General features: G+C 39.5%; 19 protein-coding genes. 13 read left to right on the forward strand and 6 right to left on the reverse strand.

All coding sequences use genetic code 11. The features are described from left to right. Window positions 1–38: 38 nt before the first annotated feature. Window positions 39–2222, forward strand: a complete 2184-nt coding sequence (locus B3297_RS08880; RefSeq protein WP_115048735.1) for a bifunctional alpha,alpha-trehalose-phosphate synthase (UDP-forming)/trehalose-phosphatase — start codon at window positions 39–41, stop codon at window positions 2220–2222. Continuing rightward, complete coding sequence (locus B3297_RS08885) at window positions 2222–4033, forward strand: glycoside hydrolase family 15 protein (RefSeq protein ID WP_070563945.1); 1812 nt, start codon at window positions 2222–2224, stop codon at window positions 4031–4033. The genes B3297_RS08880 and B3297_RS08885 overlap by 1 nt, the downstream gene beginning before the upstream one ends. Window positions 4034–4124: 91 nt before the next feature. Here B3297_RS08885 and B3297_RS08890 read toward each other — a convergent pair whose 3' ends face one another. Both B3297_RS08890 and B3297_RS08895 read right to left on the reverse strand, forming a co-directional pair. Next, the gene (locus B3297_RS08890) at window positions 4125–4394 is read right to left on the reverse strand and encodes a hypothetical protein (RefSeq protein ID WP_046673496.1); all 270 of its coding nucleotides are present in this window, start codon (window positions 4392–4394) and stop codon (window positions 4125–4127) included. Window positions 4395–4579: 185 nt separating this feature from the next. After that, window positions 4580–5158 (reverse strand): hypothetical protein, encoded by a 579-nt coding sequence (locus B3297_RS08895; RefSeq protein ID WP_070563942.1) that lies wholly within the window; start codon window positions 5156–5158, stop codon window positions 4580–4582. A gap of 141 nt (window positions 5159–5299) precedes the next feature. Between B3297_RS08895 and B3297_RS08900 the strand changes: the two genes are divergently transcribed. After that, window positions 5300–5650 carry a hypothetical protein gene (locus B3297_RS08900; protein ID WP_147282038.1) on the forward strand — a complete coding sequence of 117 codons (351 nt, stop codon included), beginning with the start codon at window positions 5300–5302 and terminating at the stop codon, window positions 5648–5650. A 42-nt stretch (window positions 5651–5692) separates the two neighbouring features. On the opposite strand, the gene B3297_RS08905 is transcribed toward B3297_RS08900, so the two are convergent. Further along, window positions 5693–5941 carry a hypothetical protein gene (locus B3297_RS08905; RefSeq protein WP_070563936.1) on the reverse strand — a complete coding sequence of 83 codons (249 nt, stop codon included), beginning with the start codon at window positions 5939–5941 and terminating at the stop codon, window positions 5693–5695. A gap of 398 nt (window positions 5942–6339) precedes the next feature. Here B3297_RS08905 and B3297_RS08910 point away from each other — a divergent pair, with 398 nt between their 5' ends. The 4 genes from B3297_RS08910 to B3297_RS08925 all read left to right on the forward strand — a co-directional run bounded on the left by B3297_RS08910 (window position 6340) and on the right by B3297_RS08925 (window position 8791). Then, the gene (locus B3297_RS08910; protein ID WP_070563934.1) at window positions 6340–6840 is read left to right on the forward strand and encodes an RNA polymerase sigma factor; all 501 of its coding nucleotides are present in this window, start codon (window positions 6340–6342) and stop codon (window positions 6838–6840) included. A gap of 79 nt (window positions 6841–6919) precedes the next feature. Beyond that, window positions 6920–7105 (forward strand): hypothetical protein, encoded by a 186-nt coding sequence (locus B3297_RS08915; RefSeq protein WP_286778793.1) that lies wholly within the window; start codon window positions 6920–6922, stop codon window positions 7103–7105. Between the two features lie 216 nt (window positions 7106–7321). Next, window positions 7322–7795, forward strand: coding sequence for a PA2169 family four-helix-bundle protein (locus tag B3297_RS08920; protein ID WP_070563930.1), 474 nt, complete (start codon window positions 7322–7324; stop codon window positions 7793–7795). Between the two features lie 36 nt (window positions 7796–7831). Continuing rightward, window positions 7832–8791: a DNA topoisomerase IB gene (locus B3297_RS08925; RefSeq protein ID WP_070563928.1), complete on the forward strand. Its 960-nt coding sequence runs from the start codon at window positions 7832–7834 to the stop codon at window positions 8789–8791. An 8-nt stretch (window positions 8792–8799) separates the two neighbouring features. Here B3297_RS08925 and B3297_RS08930 read toward each other — a convergent pair whose 3' ends face one another. Continuing rightward, window positions 8800–10005 (reverse strand): NAD(P)/FAD-dependent oxidoreductase, encoded by a 1206-nt coding sequence (locus tag B3297_RS08930; RefSeq protein ID WP_286778794.1) that lies wholly within the window; start codon window positions 10003–10005, stop codon window positions 8800–8802. 125 nt (window positions 10006–10130) lie between these two features. On the opposite strand from B3297_RS08930, the gene B3297_RS08935 reads away from it, so the two are divergent. The 4 genes from B3297_RS08935 to B3297_RS08950 all read left to right on the forward strand — a co-directional run bounded on the left by B3297_RS08935 (window position 10131) and on the right by B3297_RS08950 (window position 14355). Then, window positions 10131–10886, forward strand: a complete 756-nt coding sequence (locus B3297_RS08935; protein ID WP_070563924.1) for a Ku protein — start codon at window positions 10131–10133, stop codon at window positions 10884–10886. Window positions 10887–10983: 97 nt separating this feature from the next. After that, window positions 10984–11610, forward strand: a complete 627-nt coding sequence (locus B3297_RS08940; RefSeq protein ID WP_286778795.1) for a hypothetical protein — start codon at window positions 10984–10986, stop codon at window positions 11608–11610. A 163-nt stretch (window positions 11611–11773) separates the two neighbouring features. Then, window positions 11774–13942 carry an ATP-binding protein gene (locus B3297_RS08945; protein WP_070563918.1) on the forward strand — a complete coding sequence of 723 codons (2169 nt, stop codon included), beginning with the start codon at window positions 11774–11776 and terminating at the stop codon, window positions 13940–13942. A 113-nt stretch (window positions 13943–14055) separates the two neighbouring features. After that, window positions 14056–14355 (forward strand): hypothetical protein, encoded by a 300-nt coding sequence (locus B3297_RS08950; protein WP_046673508.1) that lies wholly within the window; start codon window positions 14056–14058, stop codon window positions 14353–14355. A gap of 8 nt (window positions 14356–14363) precedes the next feature. Here B3297_RS08950 and B3297_RS08955 read toward each other — a convergent pair whose 3' ends face one another. Continuing rightward, window positions 14364–16382 carry a glycoside hydrolase family 43 protein gene (locus tag B3297_RS08955; RefSeq protein WP_070563913.1) on the reverse strand — a complete coding sequence of 673 codons (2019 nt, stop codon included), beginning with the start codon at window positions 16380–16382 and terminating at the stop codon, window positions 14364–14366. Window positions 16383–16600: 218 nt separating this feature from the next. On the opposite strand from B3297_RS08955, the gene B3297_RS08960 reads away from it, so the two are divergent. Together B3297_RS08960 and B3297_RS08965 are read left to right on the forward strand one after the other, a co-directional pair. Further along, window positions 16601–17071: a hypothetical protein gene (locus B3297_RS08960; protein WP_286778796.1), complete on the forward strand. Its 471-nt coding sequence runs from the start codon at window positions 16601–16603 to the stop codon at window positions 17069–17071. Window positions 17072–17175: 104 nt separating this feature from the next. Further along, window positions 17176–17424 (forward strand): hypothetical protein, encoded by a 249-nt coding sequence (locus tag B3297_RS08965; RefSeq protein WP_286778797.1) that lies wholly within the window; start codon window positions 17176–17178, stop codon window positions 17422–17424. 58 nt (window positions 17425–17482) lie between these two features. Here the strand turns inward: B3297_RS08965 and B3297_RS08970 are convergent, their stop codons facing one another. Then, window positions 17483–18139 carry a response regulator transcription factor gene (locus B3297_RS08970; RefSeq protein ID WP_286778798.1) on the reverse strand — a complete coding sequence of 219 codons (657 nt, stop codon included), beginning with the start codon at window positions 18137–18139 and terminating at the stop codon, window positions 17483–17485. Window positions 18140–18142 lie beyond the last annotated feature (3 nt).

The following is an 18142-nucleotide window of genomic DNA, read 5'->3' on the forward strand; positions in this document are numbered from 1 at the left end:
ACTCTTCCACACTGCAAATAAATCGATCTAATATTCTTATGAAGAAAAAGAAGAAAATAATAATTTCAAATAGACTGCCGATACAAATAGAACGAAAAAAAGAAAAATTAATCATCAAGCCGAGTGCGGGTGGACTTGCAACTGGGTTAAACTCCGCTTTTGATAGCGACGAAATACTCTGGGTTGGCTGGCCGGGAATCGTTCCGAAAGATGAAGAGGAAAAAGAAAAGATTGTTGAGCTTCTCAAACCGATGAGCTTACTTCCTGTTTTCTTATCAAAAGATGAAATCCGCAATTTCTACGAAGGTTATTCCAATGAGGTTCTCTGGCCTATCTGTCACTATCAGCCGAGCTACATTCATTTTGATCGCGAATATTGGTCTACGTATGTCACAGTGAATAAAAAATTTTGCGAAGCCGCTCTTTCCATCGATCAACTTTCGGATTTTATCTGGGTGCAGGATTATCAGCTTATGCTGCTCCCGCAACTGCTGCGTTCAGAAAACCAAACACTCAACATCGGTTATTTTCACCATATCCCCTTTCCTTCTGAAGAGCTCTTCATGAACATTCCACAACGTAAAGAATTGGTCGAAGGTTTATTGGGTGCGGATCTCATCGGATTTCATACGTTCGCTGATAGCCAGAACTTTCTAAACGCCTGCAAAAAAATACTGCATGTATCATCTGGTTATAATCAGCTGATATATAAAGATCGCCATATCTTTGTGGAATCCTTTCCGATGGGCATTGATTTTGATAAATTCGTCCAAGTCAGCCATCAACCAAAAATTCAATCCATTGCAAGCCAATTTCGAAGCCACTTTCCCGACCAGAAGATTATTATATCGGTCGACAGGCTCGATTATAGCAAAGGGATATTAGAGCGATTACGTGCTTTTCTCACCTTCCTTGAAAAATACCCCGAATGGCATACAAAAGTTGTCTTATATATGCTTATCGTGCCATCAAGGGATAAAGTGTCGCAATATAAGAAGCTGAAAGACGAGATTAACCGAAAGGTGAGTGAAATCAATTCCATTTATGGAAATTTAAGCTGGACGCCAGTATTATATTTTTACAAATCACTTCCATTCGAGGAACTGGTTGGATTATATGTTGCATCTGATATCTGCATGATTACATCGACGCGCGATGGGATGAATCTTGTCAGTAAAGAATATATCGCCAGTAAAACGTTATCAAAAGGTGTGTTGATTTTAAGTGAGTTTGCGGGCGCTTCCAAAGAACTTGTTGACGCCTTGATTATCAACCCCTATAATCGAACGGAAACTGCTGACAGTATTTACCAAGCGCTTAAAATGCCGCCCGAAGAAGTTCAGGAACGTACCGATGCCAATATTCAGATTATACAGAAGTTTAATGTACAGCATTGGGTGCAACTATTTACCAATCGCCTGGCTGAAACCAAAGCCATCCAGCGTGATGAATGGGCAAGGCGGATTTCAGATAAAGTGTTCAGTAGTATTTCGGAACGATACAGTAAAAGCAGCAATAGGCTCTTTTTCCTGGATTATGACGGCACTTTGGTCAAATTCCAGAACCACGCCCAAAAAGCAACTCCGACGACCTTATTGTACAACCTCTTGGATAATATTATTTCAGACCCACTTAATACCTTGGTCATCATAAGCGGGCGCTCGCAAGAAAGCTTATCGTCTTGGTTTGACGGTCGGTCTTACTATTTGGTTGCCGAACATGGCATTTGGTCAAATTTCCCAAATTTCAACTGGTCATATAAAAAAGGACTGGCACTTCATTGGATGCCCGAAGTAAAAAAATTGATGGAAAAATTGGCCGACCAAACTCCAGGCGCATTTATTGAAGTCAAGCCTTATTCGTTGGCCTGGCATTATAGAAAAGTAGAATTAGGCTTGGGCGAACTTAAAGCCACTGAATTAAAAGAGATTTTAAACCCGATGCTGAATGATTATGGCTTACAGTTACTTGACGGAAATGCGGTCATTGAGGTTAAAAATACGGAAGTTAACAAAGGTAAAGCAGCATTGGAAATTGCAGGTCATATAAAAGCAGATTTTATGTTGGCCATTGGCGACGACATTACCGATGAAGACCTATTCCGTTATCTTCCTCAATCGACGATAAGTATTAAAGTTGGTAGCAATAAGTCTGCGGCAAAATATTATCTGGATGAACAAGAAGATGTTCTTCAATTTTTGAATCAACTTATCATAAAATAATGAACGAAAATACAATGGAAAAAAGACATACCTATCAATCTGGAATCATTGGCAATTGTTCCTATATTGCGCATGTCGGTATGGATACCAATATATCTTGGCTGTGCTGGCCCTCTTTCGAAGATAGCTTTGTATTTGGCAGTATGCTCGACAAACAGCAAGGCGGGCGCTTTGAGATCAGCTCAGAGGAACCTATTGTCGAAACCAAGCAATACTACATCAAAAACTCCAACGTGCTCTGCACGGAAATCCATACAGCGTCCTATGCCTATCGCGTTACGGATTTTGCCCCTCGATTTGAACAATTCGGACGATATTTTAAACCTTTGATGTTGGTCCGGAAGATCGAACCTTTATATGGGGTCCCCAGTGTAAACGTTAGGTGTCATCCTACTGGCGACTATGGCCGATTGGCACTTAAACCAACCCGTGGAAGCAATCATATCCTGTACAGTAACGACCAGATAGGGGAACGAATTCGCCTTACTACGGATCTGCCCATTTCTCATTTCTTTCAAGAGGAGAGCTGGACCATCATCAGTGAGAATAAATACCTTGTATTGACCTATGATGCTGCTTTCGAATCAGCTATCGCAGGTACCTGCGAAGATTTCCTCCATAAGACAATTAGCTATTGGCAGCGATGGATTAAAAGATGTAGTATTCCCAACATCTATCAAACAGAAGTTATTCGATCCGCTTTGGTGCTAAAGCTCCATCAATATGAGGACACAGGAGCAATTATAGCAGCTTCAACAACAAGCTTGCCCGAGTACCCTGGTTCTGGCAGAAACTGGGACTACCGCTATTGCTGGGTACGGGATAGCTACTATGTGCTAACGGCACTGACGCATATCGGTCAATTTGAAGAAATGGAAAGCTTTGCAAACTATATTGCCGGCATCACACATCGTAATCCGGGAAGGCTTCAACCATTGTACGGTATTCTCGGCAATTCCGAGCTTACGGAACATATTTTACCCTATCTAAAAGGATATCAGGAAAGCGGTCCAGTGCGAATCGGGAACCAGGCGTTTGAACATATCCAAAATGACGTCTATGGTCAGGCTATGATTGCATTGTTGCCTCTTTTCACTGATCAGCGTTTTAAAATCCATGAAAACAAAAATGTCTTAGGCTGGGTGAATTTTATTCTGGAAAAAATAGAAGCCACAATCGAGGAAAAAGATGCCGGCATTTGGGAGTTCCGGAACTTTGCCAACCATCACTGCTATTCGAATCTTTTCCAATGGGTTGGATGCAAAGCTGCCCTATTAATTGCACGCCAAAATGGTTATCAGGATATGGAGGATCGCGCGAATGTTCTCCTAAAAAAGGCAGAAGCTTACATTGAAGCTTGTTATGACGAGGAGCGAAAAGTCTATCAAAACGCATTAGACAGCCGAAATTTAGATGCAAGCACCTTACAGCTTATTGTTATGGATTATCTTGACCCAAAATCGGACCGTGCACGTCATCACCTCGAGATGCTGGAAAAAGAATTAAAAGGCGAAAATGGACTTTTTTATCGGTATAAGCATCAAGATGATTTTGGCCGCCCCAAATCCACGTTCTTGGTCTGTGCATTTTGGTATGTAGAAGCCTTGGCCTGCGTAGGGCGTGTGGAAGAAGCGAAAGAGATTCTCGAACGTTTGCTGACCTACAGCAATCACTTAGGTCTGTTCAGCGAAGATGTTACGGAAGATAACGGTAGCCAATGGGGTAATTTCCCTCAAGCCTATAGCCACGTTGGATTGATGAATGCTGTTTACCGCCTAGCGATAAAATTGGATAAACCAATTTTTCACTAACATAAAACAAACATGAAGGTGTTAAAAAGTCAGGTTAACACCTTCGGTTTGAGCATTCGAAAGCGCTATCGGTGCTTATATTTACAGGCGCTTATATTAAGGTCTGTTTGTAGCGATCAAAATGCTCACAGATTTCTTCCACCCCAATTTGTTTACCCATTAAATCTATAAAACGGTTCTTATACAATGAGAAAATATATAATCCTGTTGCCAAGCTTCCCACCACAAAAATACCTTCCTGCTCGTTACTTTTGACCAGTTTATTATTTAGATGACATTCCTTAAGCAATGGTATATCATAAGAAGACCATTTCCCCATTTTATCTTTTAGTACCAACCCAATATTTTTTGTTCCAGTCATCGTAATTTGCTCCTTTCTTAAAAAGGGAACATCAGTAATTGTCTAAATGTTTGCATCATTTGCTGATTCCAGCAAAAATGCGTCTTTTATACACAGTATCAAGTATAAACACGTTATATAAAAAAAGCATGTTTTCACCATTATGGTTTGAAAACATGCTTTTATTAAGTCTGTACGAGATTAATCTATCTTTTGCCAGGCAGATAGATCTGAAAACCCAAACCTACCCCCAATCCACTCGCTCCACTACCCGTATTGATATTGGCTTTACTGTAGTTATAACCGAAGGTGGCTTCCAAAGCCACTGTCCTGGTAATAAAATGTGCATAACCCACATTCGCTCCTACGGCCAGTGCAACATCTTTCCCTTTCGAGCTACCCGAAATCCCGATGTCTCCCTGTCCAAAGAATCTCCCTGTAGTGGAACCTGCATTGGGGAAGTAATAGCGTACAAAAGGTGCAACCCCATATGTCCATTCATTATCAGCATCCTTTACCGTGGCCAAACCTAAGTTGGCTTGCGCTCCGATGGCCAAACCATCCGAAACAAAATAGCCCGCTCTCGGTTGAAGTGCAATGTTAAACGATTTTGCTTCAAAGCTGTAGCCTAGATTACCGATCGATCCACCGACCATCCAGTTTCCTTGCTTTATAGGTTCGATGCCTACCTCCGATGACATCTGTGGCGTGGTCTCAATTTTCTGCGCATAGGCCTGATACCCAATACCTGCAGTTATTAATAAAAGAAGTGTCGATTTTTTCATATATATGTATGTTCTAAATTACTTTAATTTAATAACAAGGTCAATAAATGAAAAGTTTTAAATTTATCATTAAAATATGGATACCACTTTTTAATAAAAAAAACAACCATTCAGTTTTAATTGCTGTTCTTTATTAAAAAGATGATGAATACAGCAATTCAATTTGGTGATTCTATTTCACAATCATATTGGAGAAACTCCATGTACATGAACGAAATAGACCCTCTAGACAACGATCCAAGTACCGACGATGGTACTTCTGTACGGAAGCAGCCTCAAGTCCCTTCCCAAGAAGACGTAACTCCTGACCTATACTATCCTGAAAATGCAGAGGGGCCTGATCCAAGCGAAGAAGAACAACGCGATCGTAGTAATAAAGAAAAAATTAATACAGAAGAGGATCAAAAGAAAGAGCAACCGGACCATTCAGAAGAAGATATTTATGGTGCTGATCCGGATCAAAAGAAAGAGCAAAAAAACTCCCTTAATTAAGGGAGTTTTTTTATCAGATATATTGATAGGTCGACGAGATGGTTACGGTTTTGATTTACTATTATTGATACTGTCTTTCCTAAGTGTGTCTGCTAAACTCGTATCTTTCTGCATGGTCATTTTTTGCTGTTCGCTTAAATTATACCGGGTTTCGTCGGCATCAGTAGGTGCAATGTTGTCTGACTGACCGCTTCCTTCAGTTTGATTTTTGGTCGAGTTTTGGCACGAAAAGAATAGTGTAGCGCATAATATCGCTCCTAAAGTTAATGTGAATCTTTTGCTCTTTTTCATAGTCTATTTTATTTTGCGTTAATCTTTTTCGATAAGAACCACATTCAAAGCTTATTAGTTCAATAAAAGCTGATAAAAACAAAAAATTCAAAAACTTGCTTAAAAAAATGGACACTAGTATATGGCATTAAAACAGGTAATACCCGTAATAAAGACATTTTTTTTAGGAACAAATACCCAATTAAAAAAAGCTATTCATGGCAGTAAATTTTATTGCGACACGTTTAATCCCGCTTTTTTGTAGTGTTTCTACTACAAAATCAAGGATACGCAGCGTTACGTATTTTTCCCATATACCTGTTTAAACAAGGTTTGGATGACCTCTAAATCGCAAAACTAGCACTTTAATTGTACCTCTGTTTATCGAATACACATCAGTCAATTTAACAAAAGGTACTATGAACAATTCCAATTTAAATTTGTTAGTCGAAGAAAAAAGAAGTCTTTTGAAACATTTCGCGGGAAAATTCACCAATGATCCTGATGAAAAAGAGGATTTGATTCAAGAAACACTTATCCGCGCATTAAAATCGATCGATGATTTTATCCGTCACCCCAAGTTAATGTCTTGGCTTTACGTTATTATGAAAAATGTATACATCAATCAATACCGCAAAGCGAAGCGTACGAATGATATCCACGAAACCTACATCGGTCTCGAAAGTACCAACACAATAGAAACAAATAAAAGTGACAATAAATTCATCGCGGATGATATTGAAAAAGCGATGTGCAGTTTATCGGAAGAAAATTATCAAGTGTTTCAATTATTTCTCGAAGGATACAAGTATCATGAGATAGCCTCTTATTTTGACATGCCCGAAGGCACTATAAAAACCAGGATCCACATGACAAGAAAGAAACTTCAAAAGCAACTTAAAATTTACAGGCTCAAATAAAAAACAAAAAGGTGGTTCTAGGGTTATCTATCTAGAAGCAGCTAACCGACATCACAACAATTCGTTAAATGGTAAACATATGAAATCAAGAGTTAAAATAAATGATCAGCAAGCAATGGTCATTGCGCTAATTATCTGCGGCGGTCCGATAGGAAAAGGAAATAGCAAAACCATTGTTCAACCAGAAGTTTCGGAATCAGTAGACAAGAAACAGATTAAGGTCGATACGGAAAAAGGTAAAAAAACTTCTTTTAATAAAAAATAAAGATAGCAATTACCGTCCAACGGCTGCTTTAGCAATTTAAAGCAGCCGTTTTTTTTTTGCGTTTCGCTCCAGCTATCGTGCAACAATCTACTGATGGTACGCAGTATAAAATCGCCTTCATGGATGAAATTATACCTATCCTGTTCTTTCACAAAACTGCAGGGCTACTTGAGGCGTTCTTAAGTGAAAAATAGAAATTCACAAAGCCGACATTAAATGGAAAACAATACGATAAATGATCGTACATTAATCAGCGACCTTATACAGATCAACAACGATCGGATTGCAGGCTATCAGAAAGCTGTAGAAATAGCCACACGCCTCCATCTTGAACATTTAAATAACACCTTTATTGAGTTTATGAACCAATCCGAGGTATTTATTGAAGAATTAAAACCCTACCTAGCTCCGCGGGAAGACGACTCAATCGGAGGAACGATGATCAGTGGCAAGCTATTCAGAATTTGGATGGAGATAAAATCCGCCATTTCAGGAAATGATGAAAGGAGTTTACTATGCAGCTGTGAGCAAGGTGAAGATGCCTTTACACATACCTATAAGGATGTTGTTGACCATGAAGACTGGGAAATCAGCCATGATCTGCTCCTGCTCATCGAAAAACAACTTGGTATACAGCTCGAAGCTCACGAATATATTAAAACGTTACGAGACAAGGCCACTACGTCTTAACCTATTATCAACATATTTTACAAGGGTAAATGCACTATGAAAGCAAGAACGGGGTATACAAGAAGAAAAGTAGGTAAGTCTTTTAAATATTTCGACGCTTCGGAAAAGGAAGTGTCCGATAAAAAGATTTTAGAGCGGATCGCAAAACTCGTTATTCCACCAAATTGGACAGATGTTTGGATCGCTAAAAGCTCAAAAAGCGATTTACAGGCTTTTGGCTTCGACCAAAAAGGACGCAAACAATATATCTATCATTCCAAATTTGTCGGCCAACGGCAAGCTGCAAAGTTTAGCAATATCCTCTATATGGGTAAATACTTACAAGAGTTGAGAAATATCAGTTCCAAACACCTCAAACACGAATTTTGGGACATGGATAAACTTTGTGCAGTTGCTTTTAAAATAATGGACAGTACATTGATTCGTATTGGCAATAAGCGTTATACACTGACAAATAAATCGTATGGGCTGAGTACTTTGGAAAAAAGACACGTCAGCATTGAAGGCAATCAGATATCGCTAGCCTATAAAGGTAAAAAGGGGGTTTTCCAGCAGAAATCCTGGACCAACAAACAACAAGCTAAACTTTTGGAAGAATTACTAAAAATGAAAGGCAAAAGGATATTCCAAATGGATAGTGCAAGTTGCGAAAGCACTTTCTGTGGCTCCGCTTTTAATCAGTATCTGCGGAAGAATTGTACAGGTGAGATCAGTTGCAAGAGTATTCGCATTTGGGGCGCCAGTCGTGAAGCCTTTTATCAGCTTGCGCAAATAAAACAGGCGGAATCACTCAGTGCACGGAAAAGACAATTAAATAGCGTCATCAAGAAGGTTGCAGAGCAACTTGGTAATACGAAGTCTGTTTCGCAGACTTATTATATCCATCCGGCCATACAACAGGTATTTATGGAAGCAAAGTTCCCCTTTATAAAAGATAAATTACCACTAGCGAAGCTTGAAGAGAGAGTATTCCGATTTTTACGTAAGCATGGCTAAGCAGGAAATTACCGGCCAAATCTAAACCATTCTTCCAATGGATGGTTTAGCTTATGAAGCCAACTCGCAACCATCTCCATTGCTGCAACAGAAAAGGTTATACCATTTCCGCCGAAGCCACATACAAAATATGAATTTTTGAACTTTCTATGTTCTCCGATATAAGGTAATCCATCTTTGGTCGTCCCCAATGTACCTGCCCAAGTAAAATCAGTGCGGAAGGTTTTATCGACAAAAATTTTATTAAATGACTGCGCTAACTTATGAGACTTCTTTGCAATGAGCTCATCTCGCTTGATGGGATCTCTAAAGGTCTCATCTTCTCCTCCAATCAGAAACCTATCGTCGTCTGTTGTTCGCATATACAAATAGGGCGTGGCCGTATTCCAGATGAGAAGGTCGCGATATAGCTGATTATGTTCTTTATCAGCTTCCGATACAATAGCAAATGTGCTTAGCAGGTCAACAAATTTTTCGGAAATGAGATTTGTTGTTTCGTATCCTGTACAATAGATAATCTTTTCCGCTTTGATTTTAGCCCCTGTTGAAGTAATCGCTGAATTATAACCAGACTTATAAAACACTTTTTCCAACGCTGTTTTGTCAAAAATAGATAACCCTCGGTTAACATTATATGCCAATAGTTCGTGTGTGAAACAAAAGGCGTCAATGCTTGCCCCTAGATCCGAAAGTATACCCCCATAAGCACCGCACATTGCATAACGTTCCCTGATATCCCGCTCCGTCAGCCACTTGACGTCGAAGCCAGCTTCTTGCCTTGCTTCGAACTCCACCTTTAGCCAAGCTATATCCTTTTTCTTTGCCGCATAGTAGAGTGACTGTTTGCTTCTAAAACCAGCTTTCGATCGGATTTTCTTGGCAAGTCTACCTAATTTATCAATCGCTTCTCCACAGGCTCGGTAGCTCGCAATTGCCCCCTGAATGCCGATTAATTCCTTTAATCTATATAAGGGAATATCAATCTCATATTGTAACATGGAAGTTGTTGCCGCCGAACTCCCATTCACAATTTCCCGCTTATCTATAAGAACACATTTCTTTCCATCGGCCATACATTGATGCGCAATCAAGGCTCCGGTGATCCCCCCTCCTACAATAAGTACATCACAGCTTATATCTTTTTGTAAGGAAGGATAGGTATTTAAGAGACCATTCTTCACCAACCAAAATGGCTCATTTGACTTTAAATCCATGATAATAATAGCAGCTTTACAGTATATAACCGATTCCTTTAGGAATAGTTTGCCAGCTATTTTATTAAATTTCAAACCATTCCTCCATAGCGAAGGTTATCGTATTAGCAATAAATGGACAACATATGCGTGCAATTTGGACAGGGGCTATTGGTTTTGGCTTAGTTAATATTCCCATAAAATTATATAGTGCAACTGAAAATGCAAGTCTCGATTTGGACATGCTTGATCGTAAAGATTTATCCAATATTAAATTCAAACGGGTAAATGAACAGACTGGTAAAGAAGTAAAGTGGGACAATATTGTTAAAGGATACTTTATGAAAGACCACTATGTAGTTTTGGAAGACGCCGATTTTGAAGATGCAAGTCCGGAGAAATCAAAACTTATCAATCTGCATGCATTTGTAAAACTGATGGATGTTGACAGTATTTATTTTGAAACACCTTATTACCTCGAACCACAGAAGGGCGGTGAGAAAGCTTATCAGCTGCTTGTCAAAGCTTTAGAAAAAACAAAAATGGCGGGTTTAGGAGCATTTGTGATGCGAAATGTCGAACATCTAGCCCTTATAAAACCCTATCGTAATGCATTGGTATTGAATAAAATTCGCTATCAGCAGGAGATTAGGGGCTTGGACGACCTTAAATTGCCCACTACAATAAAAATTCAAAAGGTGGAAATGGACATGGCGACACAGCTGATTGAGCAGCACAGTAAGTCCTTTGATATTAGTAAATATAAAAATGAATACATGGACGAGCTCCTAAAAATTATCAAGCAAAAAGACAAGGGAAAACGCCCAACCATCCGAAAAATGAAAGTTGAGCATACAAAAGCAGACGATCTCCTTGCCAAACTAAAAGCGAGCTTGGGTTAAGACGCACCGACATAAAAACCTAGGTGGCTTAGCTACCTTCAAGGAAGCTAAAAGCAGGAATAAGAAATCCAGTATTTTAAACATAAATGGAAAAACGATGAAAAATATCATACCGGAACAAAAAGAAGGGAAAAGACTTGATTGTTTTGAATCACTTGAATTTGCAAGTGAAGATATCGCTAACTTAGCATTTGAATTGGGCGTAGAGAACCTGAGAAAGGTCAACCATTGGTACACGTTAGCCCAATTACCCGCTACCACATTTCAATTGACAGGCGGTTATGGTACACCGATAGATCGCTTACTCGAATTACATGATTATATCAGACTGGATATCCCCGGACCGGGACTTCCAAGTAGCGGTGGTTATGACTGGGTGCATGTCGTTAACCTCATGCTAGACAAAACCGATGATTATAAAGTTTTTGCCCTAACCTTAAAGCCTTGTCCCGATCCAAGCCATCCCGGCGATAAAAATACAGCTCATTTTTTCGAAGGAATTTCATCGTCAACTTTCCTGATCGAACAGCGTAGAAACAGTATATTGTTTCAATATGCTGGCAGAAACGAGATCATAAACGTTGACAATGAAAATTTTAGCGATAATGTTCGGAACTATCTCGTCGGTTTGGCGGCGAAAATAGGAGCCTCCTATCCGCAGTGGAAATCATTAATTAAAGGAATGGCGAATGCTGTTGCCAAAGAATTTAATGCCCATTTATAGTATGTTACATGTGAGAAAATGGTACCATTTTTAATTCCAAAGTAAAAAGAAGCCAATAAAGCAATTTTATCTACTTTCCAACGTTCTAATATTAAAGATTCGATCTATGTTGTCGTAATTTTTTTTCGTACATTTATGTATACATTAGGAGTTTTGGGGTACTATGAATCATACAATCCAATCGAGCAATCAAACCGCTATTAAGCTTCAATCTTTTGGCAAACTGGTCATTTTAGATCGGCACTTTACGATCGTCGGAGTAACGGAGTCTGTCGTAAAAGAACATTATACCAGTGAAGCTCTATTAGGAACTCATTTTTTTCATAGCTTTGGCCATATCTTCAGCGAAGCTTTGTTAAAAGTGAGGAATGCTGTGATGGAACTTCTTGAAAACGGACAGTCGCGCCACATTTTACCCATTAAAATTAAAAACGACCGGGTTTATGTAAAATTACGTAGACATGATGAATATCTTTACATTGAATGGGAACAACAGCATAAAAAATATATTCCCGCTAAAAAAATTAACGAACTCAATTTTTTGTTGGATACCATTCAGCCAAATAATTGGAATCGCGTTTGTTCGGCCATCAACAAGATATTGAATTATGATCTTGTTTTCGTTTTGCAAATTCAAGAAACAGGGTATAGTTCGGTGATTGCTGAGCATACGGCAAATGGACGGTCTTCTTTCAAAGGCAAGGAATTCTCCAAAGATTTTATGCCCGAGGAAGTCTTGTCTTATTATCGCGGTTATTCGTATCGATACGCTCCCAACATGGACGATCAGGGACAAGAATTCTATTATAAAGATGAGTCCATCGATCCCCTTTCGAGCCTATTATCTCCTCTGCCTGAACTCCATCAACTTTTTTTGAAAGAAATAAATGTTCAAAGTGCCCTTTTTTTTCGAATCTGTATTGATGATGATTTTTGGGGACTTGTGGTTGCGCAGCATAACGAAAAGCGTGTGGTCGACCTACAACAACGAAAACTATGCACGTTTGCCATCCAGGCGGCAACCAGCAAATATGAAAGTCATGTCAAACAGAATCTCTTGGAAAGAACAGAGCTTCTAAAGCTCGCAGAAGAAGAATTAAAGAAAAGTCTCTCTGAAAATAAGATGGTAAATTGTGCCTTGATACAACATATGGACATCCTAACTCAGCTTGTGGATGCAGACGGTTTGGCGATTTTCAATCAGGGCGACGTTTTTAGCTATGGGCAGTCTCCTCCTAAAGCACAGTTTTATGAACTCATTCAATTCCTGCAGAAACATACCGACAAAGCCCTCTTTAAAGACTACAACTTTCGTCTAAATCATCAAGAAAACTTTAAAGAAAAGCTTGGTTTTGCCGGTCTAATGTATTTAAAGGTAGGCTTGGAGAACGATTATTACATCGTTTGGTTTAGAAGAGAAAATAGCAGTCAGGTCATGCAAATGGAGTTAAAAGAAGAACAGGATGGTAAAAAGCAGCTCAAAATCTGGGAAGATACGCGTTATGATGTTGCCAAGCCATGGAATGATGCTGAAATTAACTTTGTGCTTCGCTTAAATCAAATCATCAAAGAATCCATCTTTGCGAAATTGAAAGAACGCCAGCTCCTCAATGACGAACTTCTCAGCTTAAACAATGAATTGGAAATGTTTACCCATACGCTTTCCCACGATTTGAAAAACCCGCTGTCCATCTTAAAAATGGGCATACAATTTCTTCAGCAACACCCCGACAATATCGATTTTAAAAAAATCAATAAATGGTATCAGAATTTCAGCCGAAGTGTCACCAACATTGAGGATATTATCAACAATATGGTACAATTAAGTCAACACCGATCCAGCATTTTAGACAAAGAGCCACTTCCAATGGCCTACACCATTCAGCGTATATTCCAAGAAAACAGTATTCTATATAACGTCAATAATTGTCGGCCCACTTTTGGTACATTATTGCCTATTTGGGGCGAGAAAAGTGCCGCTTATCAAATTTTTTCCAATTTAATTATCAACGCTATAAAATATTCAGCCCAGTCGGACAGCCCTGTGGTATCCATAGATAGTTCGCATGAAGATGATTATACCCATTATCAAATCAAGGATAATGGAATTGGCATACCCAGTGAACACCTACCGCACATATACGAAATGTTTACAAGGGCGGATAACGTGGGCTCCATACCCGGTACGGGCATTGGTCTTTCACTCGTAAAGCGCATTATGGAGCGGTTGGGAGGAAATATAAAAATTGAATCGGAAGTCGGTTTGGGTACAACAGTTCATCTTTACTTTCCAATTGTTAAGCCATTTCCCGAACAAATGTTGCTCAATTAACCTGATGCAGCATCCTGAAATCTCGCAAACTATTTCCTTGCTGATATTGTTCATTATTCGAGAGAATACAACGCGAATAAAGAGGGTTGTACCACTTAAACGAAATCGAAAACATGGAAGAGATATTGCAACATGCAGTAGTAAAACGAGGTTTGATTATTGCCTATTACTTTAGTAACATATGGTATCGTAAAGGATTATTCGGGCAACATACTATTCCGGATCCCAATGATACTGATCCAATTGAGCGTCCTGAACCGGACGTGGATGAAACCGATCCTGAAGAAGAAGAAAATGTCAATTATGCCCATAAAAAGACACAAACAAGCGACGGAACAAGTGCTAGAGCGGCCTCGTCCGCTGCTTGGGATGAAAATGTCGAAAATCCGGCAATACCCAAAAAGACAGATTGACCCGTGGGTCAATCTGTAACGATATGCAATTGGCCATTTTCATTAAAGAAAACGTCGCTGATAAACACCATGCGTTTATCACCCGTTTTTATAGTACGTCCGTGATACACACAGCGGAGCTTTCCTTCTCTATCGCTAAATAGGCTATTGTGTCCGGTACCCGAAATTACTCCCCCGCTATGGATATTTTTTTCAATGATTGGGTTAGCAGGTGACTTTTCATAGCTTCCCAATGGGGCAGTTGCCGTTCCATAGCCTACCGCATAATTGGCTCCAGCAAAATAGTTGGCGGAATACATCATATAATATTGTCCGTTTTTTTTCATTAGAAAAGAACCTTCTGTCCATCGTCTATTTATCTCACCCGAAGTGACTGACCTACTCTCCCATTCAGCCTGTGCGTCATTCATCGAAACTGGAGGTCGCATTAAAAGGACTGGGTCCCCGATCGTTTTAGTCATACTGCTGTCCAATTCAACACCATACACCCAGCTCTCTTCGATCCTGCTATAGCCATACTTCTGCTTCGCCCAATCCGCAACCTCCGACTCCACCGGATGCTCATAGCAACAACGCGAATAAAACAGATAATTCCTATTGTCGGTATCTCTAAAAACGTTCGCATCAATAATTGGATATCCCGGATCAAAAATAGGTTTTCCAGTAAGGTCTTTGAATGGCCCTAAGGGACTATCCGCCACAGCTACCCCGATGCGATAGTTTTCAATATGTTGTTTTGGATTATCTTTCCAATGGGCGCTATAATACATATAGTATTTGTTATTGACCCGGTAAACTTCAGGCGCCCAAAAATCTTTTTCTCCCCAGCCATTAGGCTGGTTGGCATCATATACTTTCCTTTCCTTCGTCCATGTTTTCAGATCTTTGGAACTATAAGCAATAAAGCCGTTTTCAGTTCCACCTGTGCCATATAAATAATATCGATCGGTAGGGGGATCAAATACAATAAAGGGATCGCCAAAGGCTACATCCGTTTGATAGGATTTTCCATTACGGGTCAATCCCTGATCTGTAGCCAGGAAGCGAAACTTTGCGGTATCAAACCGAGGAACCGGAATACCATCACCAGTTGATGCAAAATTAAACGGTATGATAGCGGTTCTCCGAGGTGCCACTTTTTCATCTGAAAAGTGTGTGTGACAGACATAATACCATTGCTTTCCTTTTTTGAAAACGTCGCCATGTCCAGTTCCGGCAAAACCGCTATTTTTTCGGCTTAATGCCGGCTGACCTTCCAGTTTTTTCCAAGGCCCATAGACATTATCCGCGATTGCCACGCCGACAGCATAGTCTTTATTTCGAAAATCATTTGCCGAATAAAACATATAATAATACTGGCCTTGCTGGATAACAGTAGGACCTTCGGTAACCGTCCACTCTGCATTTGCTGTATTTTCCCAGGGTAATTCCGCATGGACACATTCTTTTAGCGTCTCTCCTTTTATTCCCGAATAATCGGACTTTAATTCGGCGACAAAAATTCTATTTCCTTGCGTTAATCTGACATGAAACAGGTATTTCCTCCCATTGCGATCGCTGAATACAAATGGATCTATCTGCTTTTGCCCGACTTCAAGTGGTGCTTTGGAAGTTTGCTTAAAAGGACCTACAGGGCTATCACTAACTGCAATTGCTATATGCTCATCTGCTGTATAAGCCATATAAAATTTACCCTTTTCAAACCATACCTGTGGCGCCCAAAATCCCGTCGATCCAAAAGCATCTCCTTTTAAAAGGGCAAAACCTGAAGTTGTGCCTGCCGGGACCTTCCAATGTTTCAAATCTGTAGATTGATACACTTTAAACCCCTGCTGTTCTTCAGAATCTCCATTCGTACCATACAGATAATAATATCCCCCGTAAAAGAATACGGTTGGATCAGCCTGAAAAATTCCGTCTATTGGAATATTCGCCTTTCCTATCGATACTGCTGTGGTATGCTGTGCGATTGTCGTCTGTACAAAAGACAGAAAAAGGGCACTAATTAAAAGGTATATTTTGTTCATTGAATTGAATAGCTATTTGGTATACAGATATCTAAAATTCAATAATTAATCGCTCAATTGCCGGTAATATTGTATCAATTGAACATCATTTTGTATCATAAAACCATTTCTCTAACCAAGTTTAGTTAAATGCAACTGTTTCATTTAATTGACAAACCATTTACTTCTGAGACCTGTTCTATTTAAAATAATCAAATACTTAATTAAGAGCGTAGGTCATGATATGTAATAACATCTTTTTCTTTTCCTTAATAACCAGTCTGCTGTTGATATCGTGTAATCATAAAACTCCTCAGGAAAAAGCTTCCCGTCATATGGAGGAGGCCGAACATAAAGCAGCGGCAGCCAGTGAACAAGCTATAGCGAGAGCTGAAGCTGCGGCAGCAAAGAATACCGAAGCAGTCATTTATGCAAATATAGCTGCTGCTAACGAGGCTGTTGCTGGGATTCCAGCTCCAGCGTTGTCCAATAAGGAAGCTGAAAGGATATACAACAAACTCGGCAAAATCATTGTCGATCGAATCAATGCAAAGACAGCAGTAGAAGCGATGGAAAAAGAACAAGCCATCGCTCGAATTAAAAAAGATGTTTTGGAAAATTTAAGGAATGGCAAAATTACCCAAGCTGATCATGACGGTATAATGGGCTATTTAGAAGATAGCATCAAAGCTGCCAAGTCAGTTATGTAAGGCGCAATCAGCGAGACAAAACGACAAACTTATGATAAATTCAATCGAACAATCGTGTATAGAAGCCTGTTGGCAATGTGTTACTGCTTGCCATACCTGTGCGAATGCTTGCACAAAAGAAAGTGACCTTCAAGCCATGGCAAAATGTATTGCATTGGATATGGAATGCGCAGTCGTTTGTAAAGCAGTGGCCGAACTTCTTGCTATGGAAAGTTACTATAGCCGACGACTTATCAAGACTTGCGCTGAATTATGTACACTCTGTGCAGAGGAGTGCTTTATGCATCCACATGAACATTGCCAGCACTGTGCTAAATTATGTGAACTTTGCGCAATTGCGTGTAACAAACTAACTGCATAAAATATAGTGGTGTAGATTTCAAATTTCCTGATGGGGCTATCAGGAAATTTTTAATTCAAAATGCCTCTTTCAAATGCAAATTTGACCAAATGAGCTGTATTTTTTACGCCCGCTTTATCGATTAAGTTTTGACGGTGTCCTTCAACTGTACGCTTGCTTAAAAATATCTTATCGGCAATTTCAATATTTGTGTATCCTTCTGCAATTAATTTGAGTACTTCAAGCTCTCTATCGGAGATATCAAAATCTGTCTGTAGCTCGCCTGATACCTGTGCATAGCTTTGTCCAGAGCGAACTTGGTCCAATAGTATCATTGCGATTTCCTCGCTCATGTATCGTCCCCCATTTGCGATATGATTTAATCCAAAAAGCAATTCGTTATAGCCAACGTTTTTAACCAAATATCCGGCAAGACCAGATTCAAATGCTTCAACAACGTAGTTGATCTGATTCAACATGGACAGTATTACTACTTTAATGGACGGATACTGTTTTTTTAATTTATGTAATAGTTCAATACCATCCATTTCCTCCATGCTGATGTCTGTTAAGACAATATCAGGAACAGGATTAGAATTTAAGAACTGAAGAGCCTCCTTTCCATTCGACGCCTCTCCAACAACTTCAAATCCATCTTGCGATTCTAATAGTAATTTTATTCCGTTACGTACAACCATGTGGTCTTCAACCAATAGGATTTTTATCATTAT

The sequence above is a fragment of the Sphingobacterium sp. UBA3519 genome, from assembly GCF_002377215.1.
Classification (GTDB): domain Bacteria; phylum Bacteroidota; class Bacteroidia; order Sphingobacteriales; family Sphingobacteriaceae; genus Sphingobacterium; species Sphingobacterium multivorum.